The sequence below is a fragment of the Kitasatospora kazusensis genome (genome assembly GCF_039529945.1).
Taxonomy (GTDB): Bacteria; Actinomycetota; Actinomycetes; order Streptomycetales; family Streptomycetaceae; genus Kitasatospora; species Kitasatospora kazusensis.
The window spans coordinates 55271-68171 of sequence record NZ_BAAANT010000029.1 but is presented as its reverse complement, the minus strand read 5'-3'; the positions used below and the strand labels follow the sequence as shown (position 1 = coordinate 68171).

The 12901-nt window shown below is 72.8% G+C and carries 10 protein-coding genes; 6 read left to right on the top strand and 4 right to left on the bottom strand.

Going from position 1 to position 12901, the window contains the following annotated elements; translation table 11 throughout:
- The first annotated feature begins 29 nt into the window (after positions 1–29).
- From ABD330_RS22510 to ABD330_RS22495, 4 genes are all read left to right on the top strand, one after another.
- Positions 30–1571, top strand: coding sequence for a hypothetical protein (locus tag ABD330_RS22510; protein WP_344467743.1), 1542 nt, complete (start codon positions 30–32; stop codon positions 1569–1571).
- Between the two features lie 176 nt (positions 1572–1747).
- Positions 1748–3193 carry a glyceraldehyde-3-phosphate dehydrogenase gene (locus tag ABD330_RS22505; RefSeq protein WP_344467742.1) on the top strand — a complete coding sequence of 482 codons (1446 nt, stop codon included), beginning with the start codon at positions 1748–1750 and terminating at the stop codon, positions 3191–3193.
- Between the two features lie 327 nt (positions 3194–3520).
- Positions 3521–3742 (top strand): DUF6059 family protein, encoded by a 222-nt coding sequence (locus ABD330_RS22500; RefSeq protein WP_344467741.1) that lies wholly within the window; start codon positions 3521–3523, stop codon positions 3740–3742.
- Positions 3743–3922: 180 nt separating this feature from the next.
- Entirely contained in the window at positions 3923–4531 is a 609-nt protein-coding gene (locus ABD330_RS22495; RefSeq protein ID WP_344467740.1) for a response regulator transcription factor, read from the top strand.
- 65 nt (positions 4532–4596) lie between these two features.
- Here ABD330_RS22495 and ABD330_RS22490 read toward each other — a convergent pair whose 3' ends face one another.
- The 4 genes from ABD330_RS22490 to ABD330_RS22475 form a co-directional block, all read right to left on the bottom strand.
- Complete coding sequence (locus tag ABD330_RS22490; RefSeq protein WP_344467739.1) at positions 4597–5787, bottom strand: sensor histidine kinase; 1191 nt, start codon at positions 5785–5787, stop codon at positions 4597–4599.
- 444 nt (positions 5788–6231) lie between these two features.
- Positions 6232–7713: a SagB/ThcOx family dehydrogenase gene (locus ABD330_RS22485; RefSeq protein WP_344467738.1), complete on the bottom strand. Its 1482-nt coding sequence runs from the start codon at positions 7711–7713 to the stop codon at positions 6232–6234.
- Between the two features lie 33 nt (positions 7714–7746).
- A complete protein-coding gene (locus tag ABD330_RS22480) occupies positions 7747–10032 on the bottom strand; it encodes a TOMM precursor leader peptide-binding protein (RefSeq protein ID WP_344467737.1) in 2286 nt (761 codons plus the stop codon).
- Positions 10029–10319 carry a hypothetical protein gene (locus ABD330_RS22475; protein WP_344467736.1) on the bottom strand — a complete coding sequence of 97 codons (291 nt, stop codon included), beginning with the start codon at positions 10317–10319 and terminating at the stop codon, positions 10029–10031. The genes ABD330_RS22480 and ABD330_RS22475 overlap by 4 nt, the downstream gene beginning before the upstream one ends.
- A 323-nt stretch (positions 10320–10642) precedes the next feature.
- Between ABD330_RS22475 and ABD330_RS22470 the strand changes: the two genes are divergently transcribed.
- Entirely contained in the window at positions 10643–10855 is a 213-nt protein-coding gene (locus ABD330_RS22470) for a hypothetical protein (protein WP_344467734.1), read from the top strand.
- A 174-nt stretch (positions 10856–11029) separates the two neighbouring features.
- On the top strand, positions 11030–12820 hold the full coding sequence (locus tag ABD330_RS22465; protein ID WP_344467733.1) for a fatty acyl-AMP ligase: 1791 nt from the start codon (positions 11030–11032) through the stop codon (positions 12818–12820).
- Positions 12821–12901 lie beyond the last annotated feature (81 nt).

Genomic DNA, 12901 nt, shown 5'->3' with positions numbered 1-12901 from the left:
CCGTGACCTCCCATCGAAAGGCTCAGCTCATGGCCATTGCCCCGACCCCCCTGCCCGTGGCGGGGCTGGACGACCTGTCGAACGAATCCCGCATGATCACGACGCCGTGGAGCCGCATGGTGCGGGGGATCGGTCTCGGCCAGTACCCCGTGGACTACGACCCCGCCGCCGCCGCGCGGATCCGCCGGACCTTCGAGCTGCTGGCGGCCAAGGTCCCGGCCTCGCACTCCTACACCACGTTCTCCCGGCTGCTGGCCGATCTGGTCCTCAAGGCGGCGGACCCGGCCGACGGCTTCGGGCCGGAGCGTTCTCCCGGCGGCGTCGAGCAGGCGCTCGGCCCGGTGCTGGACGCCGTGCGGTCGGAGCAGAACCCCTACTACCGCCTGATGGCCGGCTGCATCCTGATGGACGCCTTCGCCAAACTGGGGCTGGACCGGACCCTGCTGGCCGACGGGGAGCGGGACTTCCCCGGGGAGATCCTCGCCGTGCTGGACCGGATCGAGCCGGACCGGATCGAGGACGAGAACAACGGCCGCCACGGCGAGTACGAGCGGCTCTCCGCGTGCTCCGCGGTCTTCCTGGCCTTCGGCCAGCTGGGCCTCCAGGACCGGCTGGTCTCCGGCCCGCGCAACTACGTCCGCGAGTCGCTGGACCTGCTGGAGCGGATCCCGGGGCCGTTCTTCCGGGGCCGCGGCGGATCCATGCTCTTCTCGGTGATCTCGCTGCTGGGATACGACGCGTTGATCTTCGACGGTGACCGGGACTACCTGAAGGAGGTCCTGGACTACCTGGACCGCGCCGACGAGCTGGACAACCCCCCGTCCTTCCCCAGCCCCATGACGCCCGCCTTCCCGAAGGTCTATCCGCTCCTGACCGTGCTCAACGCCATCGCGGTGTCCGGCCGGGCGGAGTACCTCACGTACCGGAAGGACCGCCTGGCGGAGGCGGCGGAGCTGATGGCCGGTATCGCCCCGGTGGAGCGGACCCACATGGGCCTGTACTACCTGGTGGCCCTGCACAACCTGGGGCGCCTGGAGGAGCGGATACCGGACCTGGACACCTTCGTGGAGGGCGTCGTGGGGCAGTGGGAGCAGGTGGATCCCGGCGCGGACTTCTTCCTCAACGGGATCTCCTACCCGTACATCATCCAGACGGCCATGGTCTCCGGCCGGGCGGACCTGCTCACCGACGAGACCCTCGACCGCCTGGTGGACTGCTTCCCCGACATGGACCGCACCGACCAGGACCGGGCCAACCGCCCGTACCCGGTGAGCTACGTCCTGAACATCCTGGGGGAGGTCGGCGCCGCGGACCGGCTCTTCGAGCCCAGGGCCCGCTACGGGGGCAGCTCGCCGATGGCCTGGATCGTCGACCACCTCTCCGAGGACGGCCGTGCGGAGGGCACCCGGCTCACCATGCTGGACCACGCCCTGGTCAGCTACGCCCTCCGCCTGCGCGGAGCCGGCCGGGGGGAGACGGAGCTGTTCCGGAACCTCCGCTTCCGACTCGCGGCCGACCGGGAGGCCCCGGAGGCCCAGGAGACCCGTGAGATCCGGGAGGCGCTGGTCTGACGCCGCCCGTTCCGGCCCGCGCCCGGCGCACGCCCGGCGCGGGCCGGCCGCCGGGCGGGCGGCCGGCCACGGTGGGTGAGGGAGCCGAAAGCCCTGCTGCTCAGGTGGGTCCGCCCGAGTGATCCAAATGGCCGAAAGCTAGCATGTAAACATCGCCTAGCTCGAAAGATGGACTTGTGACTGTCAATGAGGACGTGTTCACGGAGTGGAAGAACCGCGAGGAGATCGCGGAGTCGATGATCCCGGTCATCGGGAGACTGCATCGGGAGCGGGACGTCACAGTCCTGCTGCACAGCCGGTCCCTGGTGAACAAGTCGGTGGTCAGCATTCTCAAGACCCACCGCTTTGCCCGCCAGATCGCCGGCGAGGAGCTCTCGGTCAACGAGACGCTTCCCTTCCTGCAGGCCCTGACCGCGCTTGATCTCGGCCCTTCCCAGATCGACATCGGCATGCTTGCCGCGACGTACCGCACCGACGCCCGCGGCCTCTCGGTGGCGGAGTTCACCGCAGAAGCCGTCGCCGGTGCCACGGGTGCCAACAAGCTGGACCGTCGCGACTCGCGCGATGTCGTGCTGTACGGATTCGGCCGCATCGGCCGCCTGCTCGCCCGCCTGCTGATCGAGAAGGCCGGTTCGGGCAACGGTCTGCGGCTGCGGGCCATCGTCGTCCGCAACAGCGGCGGCGAGGACCTCGTCAAGCGCGCCTCACTGCTGCGGCGCGACTCGATCCACGGCCAGTTCCACGGCACGATCACCGTCGACGAGGCGAACAACAAGATCGTCGCGAACGGTCACGAGATCACGGTTATCTACTCCGACGACCCGACCTCGGTGGACTACACCGCGTACGGCATCAACGACGCCATCCTGATCGACAACACCGGCCGGTGGCGTGACCGCGAGGGCCTGTCCAAGCACCTCCAGCCGGGCATCGCCAAGGTCGTGCTGACCGCGCCGGGCAAGGGCGACGTCCCCAACATCGTGCACGGTGTCAACCACGACACGATCAAGCCGGACGAGCGGATCCTGTCCTGCGCGTCCTGCACCACCAACGCGATCGTCCCGCCGCTGAAGGCGATGGAGGACGAGTACGGCGTTCTGCGCGGCCACGTGGAGACCGTCCACTCGTACACCAACGACCAGAACCTGCTGGACAACTACCACAGCTCCGACCGCCGTGGCCGTTCGGCGGCGCTCAACATGGTCATCACCGAGACCGGCGCGGCCTCGGCCGTCTCCAAGGCGCTGCCCGACCTCAAGGCGAAGATCACCGGCAGCTCGATCCGCGTCCCGGTGCCGGACGTCTCGATCGCGATCCTCAACCTGCAGCTGAAGCGTGAGACCAACCGCGAGGAGGTCCTCGACTACCTCCGCGAGGTGTCGCTGACCTCGCCGCTCAAGCGCCAGATCGACTTCATCAGCGCTCCCGACGCGGTCTCCAGCGACTTCATCGGCTCGCGCCACGCCTCGATCGTCGACGCCGGCGCCACCAAGGTCGAGGGCGACAACGCCATCCTCTACCTCTGGTACGACAACGAGTTCGGCTACTCCTGCCAGGTCATCCGGGTCGTCCAGCACGTCTCCGGCGTGGAGTACCCGACCTTCCCGGCCCCGGCGGCCTGAACCCGCTGATCCCCGCCCGCCGGGACGCCCGATCCGGCGTCCCGGCGGCCGGGGCGGTCTCCCCGTGCGTCCGTCCGCCTCACGGGGGACCCGTCGTGCCCACCGCGAAGTCGCGGGTCGGGGCCGGTACCTGATCCAGGTACCGGCCCCGACCGGTTTCCGGGCCCGAACCGCCCGGGTACCGCCTCCGCCGGAACCTCCGCCGGAACCTGTACCGGTGACCACCGGACCCGGGCGTCCGGCCGGGTCCGGTGGTCCTTGAGTCCCGGTGCCCACACTCCTCCCGGCCGGGAGCGGACTCCCGGCCGGGAGGAGGAGGTTCCGTTGGTGGGCGTTGTGATGGTGAAGGGCCTGGTGAGGCTGTTGAGTTCACCCGCGTTGCTGGGGCTGATGGCCGTCGGGTCGTTCTTCGGGATGATGGTTCCGGCCGAAATGGCGGAGTGGCCGCCGTCGGAGGGTCCGGGTCCGTGGCATCCGGAACGGCTCTGTCCGCAGGTGCCGTTGAGCCCCTTGGAGCGGAGGCTTCAGCGCGAGCTCCAGCAGCTCTGACGTCCGGATCGAGGACCGCCCGGGGGCGGGGCGGGCAGGCCCCGGCCCGGCCCGCCCCCGGGACGGACGGGGTTCTGGGGAACTTCTGGATCTGACGGGTACGCCCGCGGGTAGCATCTCTCCGAAGTGCCGTAGAGCGATATTCGAGTCGTTCTGGAGCGGGCAGCGGGGGATGTTTCTGTGACCATCAGAGTGTTACTGGCCGAGGACATGCACATGGTGCGGGGTGCCCTGGTGGCGCTGCTCGGCCTGGAGGAGGACATCGATGTGATCGCGGAGCTGGCCAACGGCGACGAGATCGTCCCGGCGGCCCTGCGGCACAAGCCCGATGTGGCCGTCATCGACATCGACCTGGCCGGGATGGACGGCCTCACCGCCGCCGGGCACCTCCAGGACGTGATGCCCGAGTGCCGGACGCTGATCCTGACCAGCCTCGGCCGTCCGGGGACGTTCCGCCGGGCGCTCGCGGCCGGAGTGCGCGGGTTCCTGCTGAAGGACGCCCCGCCCAGCCAACTGGCCCAGGCCATCCGCAGAGTGGCGCAGGGCGAGCGGGTGGTGGACCCGGATCTGATGGTGGCCGCCTGGGACAGCGGCGACAACCCGCTGACGGAACGGGAGACCGAGGTGCTGCGCCTGGCGGCAGACGGCGCCGAGGTCACCGAGATCGCGGGCCGGCTGTACCTGTCGGTCGGGACGGTCCGCAACTACCTGACCTCGGCGGTGGTCAAGCTGAACGCCCGCAACCGGCTGGACGCGGTGCGGATAGCGCGTGAGGCCGGCTGGGTCTAGTGACTGTGCGTCAGGTCCGTTCCCTGGAAGGCGGGGTCGGCTGACGCACAGTCACAGGCGGGCCGCTACGCCACCCGGACGGAGTGGAGCGCCGAGTCGCCGGTCTCCTCCGGGGTCTCCGCCGAGATGTCGGCCTCCAGGTGGAACCAGCCGTCCTCCCGTACCCCGGAGGAGAGGGTGCCGCCCAGCTCGGCCAGCCGGGCGGCCAGGTTGTCGAGGCCGCCGTCGGTCCGGGAGGGCCGTTCCTGCCGATCCCGCAGGCCGTCCCGGTCCCGGGCCGGCATGCCGTCGTTGGCCAGCCGCAGGCTGATCACGCCGTCCTGGTCGACCGCCTCGATGGTGCACCGGGACGCCTTGCTGTGCCGGATCACGTTGGTGATGCCCTCGCGCAGGACCGTGGCCAGCACCGTGTCGGCACGCGCGGACAGGCGCCCGCACTCCACCCGCAGGTGCGCGTCGATCCCGGCGGCCGAGAGCACCGAACGGGCCGAGGAGAGCTCGGTCAGCAGCGACATCGACCGGTAGCTGCGCGCCACTTCGCGGACGTCGCGCAGCGCCTGGCGGGACAGGTCGACGATGCTCTCCAGCTCCGCCCGGGCCCGGTCCGGCGAGCGGCCCAGGACGGCGTGGGCCAGTTCGCTCTTCAGGGTGATCGCGGAGAGGCTGTAGCCCAGCAGGTCGTGCAGGTCGCGGGCGAACCGCAGCCGCTCCTTGATGACCGCGACCCGGGCGATGTCCTCCTGCGCCTCGTGGACGGCCAGCGTGAGGTTGGCGAGCAGCGAGAGGCTGTAGGCGATGACACCGGTGACCAGGGTGGACACCGCCATGTACAGCACGGTGCCGATGCTGCTGTGGGGCTCCAGGGCGGTGCCCAGGCCGATGGCCAGGATCAGACCCCCGAAGGCGGGCAACGCCGCTCGGAGCGGCAGCAGTTGGAGCATCGAAGCGCCGACGAACCCGCCCATCCCGCCCCACGGCCAGCCGAGGAACGCCGTGGGCAGCACGGTGAGCAGCACCTGCACGAGCAGCGTCCACCGACCGTACCTGGCCCGGATGCGCCGCCAGCGGGGGAGTGTGTGCACCAGCTGCAGGCCGATGTTGGCGGGCAGCACGGTCAGGCAGCAGGCGATGGTGAGGGGGGTGACGGCCTCTTCGAGGACGTCGACGATCTGCATGAAGAAGACCGCCCCGATGACCGACCAGACCACCGTCAGCGCGAACCGCGGGGCGGGAGCGTCGATGCCCAGTACCCGCACCCCGGGTTCCTGCCGTCCCTGGCTGTCCGCCGGGCCCTCCGGGCAGTCCTGCCCCCGCGGGTCTAACGAGAGCGGCGCCCCTGTGCTGAACCTGTCCGTCATGGCTCTCCGTAGGGTTTCGGGCGGCCCGGGAGGGCCGGGTGCGGCTTCAGGGATCTCGGCCGCGGCGGCTTGGACGGAGGCGCCGGCCGGCGCCGCGCGGGCGGCCGGGGTCTGCTCTCCGGGGTGGGGAGGGGCAGTGGGCGGGTGTGGACCCGGGCAGCCTGACGTCTTCATCGGGCTCCCTCCGCTCCCCGCCCGCCCGGTCGATCGTAGGTCGGAACCGGCCGGTTGGGGTCCGTTCCGCGGGACGCGTCGGCGCACGTCCCGTCCCCGGGAATCATAGGCTGATCAGGCGCCGGTAAGCAGGGGGCGGAAGGCTCCCGGTCACGCCGTGCGGCCCGGTCAGGCGCGGTGGGCGCCGTCCCCCTCCGGGAGGGAGCCGAGCACGAATTCGCCGACGGCCGACTCGACCCGCCAGTCCAGGCCGAACGCCTCGGCGGAGAGGCTGGTGTTTCCCGTTCCCAGTGCGCAGCCGGCCAGGCCCATGGCGCTGCTCAGCAGGTACAGCGTCTGCTGGACCACCCCGACGTGCTTGAGGGTCAGCGCGTAGGACAGCCCGCTGTACTTCCAGGAGACCCGGGCGAAGCGCGCGGTCATGGTGAGCAGCAGGTCGGGCGGGGCGGCCATCCCGGTACCGGCCTGGGCCTCGCCCAGCAGCATGGCGGCCGGCTGCGCCCGGGCGGGCAGCCGGATCAGGGCATGACCGAGCGGCTCGTAGTAGTAGACACCGGGTTCGAGCCCGGCGCAGCGTCCGACGACGAGGTAGAACTCCAGCTCGTAGCAGGCGCCGCCGCTCGGGTACGGGCGGCTGGTCGTCCGGAGCCGGCCGTTCGGGGGAGTGTCCGGGTCGGTGGCCCGGACGCGCAGTGACCGGTGCAGCAGCTCGCCGAGTTGATGCAGCGTCAGTCCGTCCGCCCCGTGCCGGCGGACCGACCGCCTGGTCTCCAGTGCCTCGGACAGCGGAAGGTCCCAGCCGGGCGCCCCGGGGCCGGGCCCGGGGAGCGGGATGCGGACGCCGTCGGGTACGGGCTTGAGGGCCGGGGGCGGATCCTGCCGGCCGCGCAGCGGGAAGGTGGCGCCGAACTGCCGGTCGTGCGGGCCGGGGCGGCTGCTCCAGTGGAACCGCAGGTCGTGGTGCGACCAGGGGAGCAGCGCGGGGTCGTGGTCCTCGGGGAAGCCGGCGCCGTGCGCCTCGGTGGCCGGCCCGGCGACCTCGACCATGCCGGTCGCGACCAGGTGGGCGACCAGGGCGTCGGCGGTCGGCCGGGCGATCGGCAGCCGTTCGACGGCCCGTTCCAGTGTCACCGGGCGGCCGAGCGAGGCGATCAGCCAGCCGGCCTCGGGCCGGGCGAAGACCGCGCGGAAGGGCGACAGCGGTGACTCCAGCAGGCTGTCCCGGCCGGTCGACCGCAGCGCCGCGAACTGGGAGAGCCGCAGCAGCCGTTCGGCCGGCACCGGCAGCGGGTCGATCCGGGCGCCGGTGGCCGTCGGGACCACGGAGAGCAGCGGGTGCTCCCCGTCGGGTGCTCCGATCGAGCGGACCACCAGCCCGCCCAGCTGCTGCAGTGCGCTCAACAGGCGCAGCCGGGCGGGCAGTTCGTCGGTACCCGGGACGTTCTCCAGCTGGACGGGCCCCAGCAGCATCCGGCGCAGCGCCTCGGTCAGCACCGCGCCGGGCCGGGGGATGTGCAGATCGCCCCACTGCGAGCGCAGGAGCACCGAGCCGTCCTCCGGCTGCTCCTCCAGCAGGGTGTCCTCCCGGAGTGACCACAGCCTGATCCAGGAGGCTGCCGGGGAAGCGTCGGAGGTCTGGACAGGCGGCACGGGTTGCTCCTGCTCGGGGGATCGGGCACGGCTTCAGACGAACAGCGGTATCGGGTTCAGCTCGTCGTACGGCGTCGGACTCGGCAGCCTCCCCAGGGACACCGGGACGTCGAAGAGCCGTCCCGGGGCGAACCGGGGCCAGAAGTGCCGCAGACCCGGGACGAGGGTCCGTACCACCGGCAGGCCCAGGTCGGGGCGGGTCTGGTCCAGTATGCATACCTCCAAACCCCGTTGTTCCAGGGTTCGCCGCAGGTTCCGGAGTTCCTCCAGCAGGTCTGTGGCGGGGCTGTAGCCATGGTCGAGCGGCGCGCGAGCGGGCACGTCCGGGTCCGCGGCGAGGTAGGGCATCGCGGCGTGGGTGGCGGTGCGCCACCAGCGCAGGGCGGCCGGGTCCGCGCAGCCGTAGCCGGTCCCGTCCGGGCGGGCGCCGAGCACCGGCGGGAGCAGTTGGTTCATCTCGCTGAGCGCCCGGGAGAGCGCGACGGCCGGGTCGGGGTGGGCGCCGAAACCGAAGACGATGTCCTCGGGGGCGCGGTCGGTCCGCCGGGAGAGGGCGGCGACCACCGGTACGCCGAGGTCCGAGGTGAGGTCCAGGGCCCAGACGGTACGGCCCAGTTCGGCGTGCGCCCGGCACACCTCCGCCGTCCACGGGTCACCGGCCGCGGCCAGGTCGATGCCCGGCTGGCGGGTGCGGTTGTACCACCACAGGGCGACCGCGTCCCGCTCGACCAGCTCCAGCAGGCCCTGCAGCGCGGCGTCCTCCAGGGTGCCGCCCGCCGCGCAGCCGTTGGAGTCGGCGCGGACCATCCTGCGGCCCGGCCGGTCGGGGACGTCGTAGTACAGCAGTGCGGTCGGGAACAGCAGTTGGCGTTCCCGGGTCAGCGACCAGACGGGTGACCAGTCCAGCTCGGCGTCCGGGTCGAAGGGGTCGGCGACCTGGTGGAACGGGTGGCCGCCCGCGTTGGAGCGGGCCCGGCCGGCGAACTGCCGCTCGTCCCAGAGCTGGCAGCTGCCGGGGTGCACGGCGTCCGGGCCCAGCGAGCGCAGCGAACCCCGCACCCGGGCCTCGTCGCCCTGCCACCGGCCGCTGATCCGTTCGACCGCCTCGCAGAGCGCGCCGACCTGGGCGTCCAGCGGAGTCCGGCCCTTGCCGGAGCTCTCCTGGCGCAGCGAGTCGCGTAGCTCGGACATGTGCCGGGAGCCGAGTGCCAGGTTGTGCCCGGCCCGGTAGACGTTGAGCAGTTCGGGGCCGCGCGGGTCGCGGCGGATCTCCTTGACCACGCCGGTGACGGGGCTGAGCAGGTGCCCGTACCGGTCGAGCACGGCCTGTGCGGACAGTGCCCGGTGCCCGCCGCCGCTGCGGACGGCGCACCGGCGGCGGGTCAACACCACCGGGCGGGCGTTCTGGCGGGCCATCAGCGAGGAGTCGCCGCAGTCCGGGCACTGGGGGCGGCGGGTGAGGCGGTGCGACCGGCTGGTGAGGGTGAGGGTGTCCAGGGTGACCACGCAGTCCTGCTCCGCGCTGCGGCGGCCGGCCAGCCACTTGGCGCACTCCAGGGCGGCGATCCGGGCGCCCAGGCCGACGGTGACCGCGAGGGCGGCCTGCGGCACGGGTAACAGGTCGCCGCCGTGCCGGAGCCGGACGGGGGTCTCGCCCTGCCGGTGGCCGCGCAGCCGGTGGGCCAGGCAGTTCCAGCAGGCCCCGGACCCCGGCCGGAACACCGGGCCGATCCACAGGGTGGTGCCGCACAGCTTGGTGAGCAGCCAGGGGCGGCCGTCGGCCCGCCGCTCGGCGTCGAACGCCCGCAGCCGCGGGTCCAGGTAGTCGGCGCAGGCCAGCAGGTCGAGGCGGGCCGGGCCGCCGCCGGGCTCGACGGCGGCGATCCCCGCCGTGCGGCAGGCCTCGCGCAGCGGTGCGTCGTCGAGGTCGCCGCAGACCGTGATCCGCAGGGCGTCGGCCTGCTCGGGGCGGGCGCCGCCCGCCAACTCCCAGTACGCCCGGGCCGCGCTGTCGGCGGGATCGGGGTTCCCGGCGGCGGCCTGGCGAGGGCGGCGGTCGAGCAGCCCGCGGTGGGTCAACTGGCCGATCAGCCGGGCCGCCTGTGCGGGCGGGACGGCGGGACCCGCCTCGCTCAGCAGCGTCGCCAGGTCCCTGGTGCCGTCCAGCAGCGGCGCCAGGGCCGCCAGATGCGGCTCCCGGACGGCCGTGACCCCGTGCTCCGACATGAGGTAGACCGCGTCGCCGGGCACCACCTCCGCCCGCAGGTGGTGCTTGAAGCCGATCAGCGGTGCCCGCTCGTCTCCCCCGTGGGTGGTCATATCGCAAGGGCCTCCGCACCGGAGAACGCGGCGACGGCGTCCCCGTCGTTGAAGGTGAGACACATCGAGGCTATGGGTGGTTCGGTGGGGAGCAACTCGAACAGGTCGACCACCAGGTCCAGTTCCTCGGCTGCGGGCAGGATCGGTACCGCTTCGCCGGGGAGCGTACGGATGCCTGCCTCGGCCAGCACCCGGTAGGGGTTCTCCTCGTATCGCCGGCGCAGGCCGGGCTCCGTCCAGGCCCGCACGATCAGATCCGCGAAACGCCAGTCCTCGTCCAGGGACACGCTCTGCCTCCGTTGACGGTGCTGCTGTCGGCCGTGAACCGACGGTCTCTGTAGCCGCGCTATAGCAAGGAGTAAACGAAATCCGAGCGATCCTTGACCAGTGCCGTGGTCATGGCTCTGACATGAAGAAGTCACACGGAGATCCGGGAGGTCCGCACTGCCGGGACACCGTCGTGCTGTGCGATCGTTGGCCGGTTCTCCGCTCCGGCGGCCGGACGGGGGGAGCCGGGTGGGGTGTCCGCCCGGCGCGAGGGCCCGGCCCTGAGTGTTCCTTGAGAGCGCGCTGGCACCCTCGGGCCTCCGACCAGTCGTCAGGAGGAGCCATGGGGCAGGAACTGTCCGGTACCGAGCGGGTCCTGTTCGCCCTCTTCCGGCCGCTCGCGGTCCTGGCCGCGGCGTACGGGTTCACGCCGCCGCCCTACGCCCTCGCACATCTGCTGGGCCGTCAGGCCGCGCCGTCGGAGGAGGCCGCACGGACCGCCGGGTACGACGACGGGTGGCCGGGCGGCGGCCCGGACGGGGTGCGACGGCGGTGAGGCCCGTACGGGCGGAAGGGCGGGCCCGCCGGTCCCGGGGATTTCGAGCCGGGCTTGAGCCGTCGCACGCATGCTCGACGGCGTGCACGGTCAAGAGCTGCCCGCCGTCTGCGGCGCGCAGTGCGCCAGCGGTGCGCCCGACCGTCCATCGGACCTGACGTCATGGGGGTTGTGGTGGCCAGAAATGCTGACTTCACCGATCTGCTGCTTCGCCGCAGCGAGGAACTGGCGGACCGGGAGGCCTACCGCTTCCTGACCGGCGAGGAGGCCGGCGCCGGACCGGCCGACGGGGGGCCCGTGCCGGGCGTCGCGGTCACCTACGGGGAGCTGGACCGGGCGGCGAAGCGGATCGCCTCCCGGCTCCAGGAGGGGAACCCGCTCGGGCAGCGGGTGGTGCTCTGCCACGGTGACAGCGACGGCTTCCTCCCGGCCTTCGTGGGCTGCCTGTACGCCGGGGCGACGCCCGTCCCGGCACCCGCGCCCACCGGCACCGCGCAGTCCGGCGAGCGGCTGGCCCGGATCCTCAAGGACACCTCCGCCGGCTACGTGCTGACCGACGCGGCGCACGGGCCCCTGGTCTCCCAACTGCTGGCGACGGTCGGCCAGTCGCACATCCCCTGCCTGGCCACGGACCGCCCGGGCCTCGGCGACCCCGACGCCTGGACGCGCCCGCCCGCCCGGCCGGACGAGCCCGCCTTCCTGCAGTACACCTCGGGCTCGGTGAGCGACCCCAAAGGAGTCGTGGTCAGCCACGCCAACCTGCTCGCCAACCAGCGGGCCATCCGGAGCGCCCTCGGCACCAGCGAGCGGTCCCGGATCGGCGGCTGGCTGCCGTTCCACCACGACATGGGGCTGATCGGCCAGTTGCTGCACCCGCTGTTCCTCGGCGCCTCGGCCGTCCTGCTCCCGCCGCTCGCCTTCGCCCAACGCCCGGTCCGCTGGCTGCAGATGATCGACCGGTACGGCGTCACGGTCTCCGGCGCGCCCGACTTCGCCTACCGGCTCTGTGTGCGGCGGGTCACCGGGGAGCAGGCGGCGGAGCTCGACCTGACGCGGTGGGAGACCGCCGTCAGCGGCGGAGAGTCCGTCCGGGCCCAGACCCTGGACGACTTCGCGGCCCACTTCGCGCCGTCCGGGCTGCGCCCGCGGGCGCTGCGCCCCGGCTACGGCATGGCGGAGGCGACCCTGATGGCCGCGGTCGGCGGGATGCGGGCGGCCCGGACGGTGGACGCCGCCGCGCTGGCCCGCAACAAGGTCGCCCCGGCGGTGGAGGGCCGGCCCTCGCGTACCTTCGTCCCGGTCGGCCGGGTGGTCGACGGGCTGCAGACGCTGATCGTCGACCCGGACACCCTGCGGCCGCTGGCCGACGGCAGGATCGGCGAGATCTGGCTCCGGGGCAGCAGCGTGGCGCGGGGCTACTGGAACCGGCCCCGGGAGAGCGCCGAGCTCTTCCAGGCGGTACCGGCCGGGACCGGCCCGGTGGAGCCCGGCGCGGCCGGGGGCTACCTGCGCACCGGCGACCTGGGCTTCCTGGACGACGGTGAACTCTTCGTCGCCGGGCGGCTCAAGGAGGTGCTGATCGTCGCGGGCCGCAACCTGCACCCGCAGGACATCGAGCAGCAGGTGCAGAAGCTCAGCGTCCTGTTCGGCTCGGGAGCGGCGTTCGCGGTCGGGGCGGACCAGGACCAGGTGGTGGTGGTCCAGGAGGTCCGGACCGGCGGCCGCGACCGCGAGGAGGAGCTGCCCGCCCTGGTCGGCGCCGTCCAGCGGTGCGTGGCGGAGGAGTTCGGCGTCGCGGTCGAACACGTCCTGCTGGTGCGGCCCGGCACCGTCCGGCGCACCACCAGCGGCAAGCTGCGGCGTACCGCGATGCGGCAGCTGTTCCTCGCCGGCCGGATCAAGCCGCTGCACGCCGGTGCCCCGGCCGCGCCGCTGCCCGCCGGGGCCCCGGCCTACGGCGGTTGAAACCGGCCGGGCGGGCCCGCCCGCCCGGCCGTACCCGCCGGCGCGTGGGGGCCGGCTCCCGGTGCGCACCCCGGGGCAACG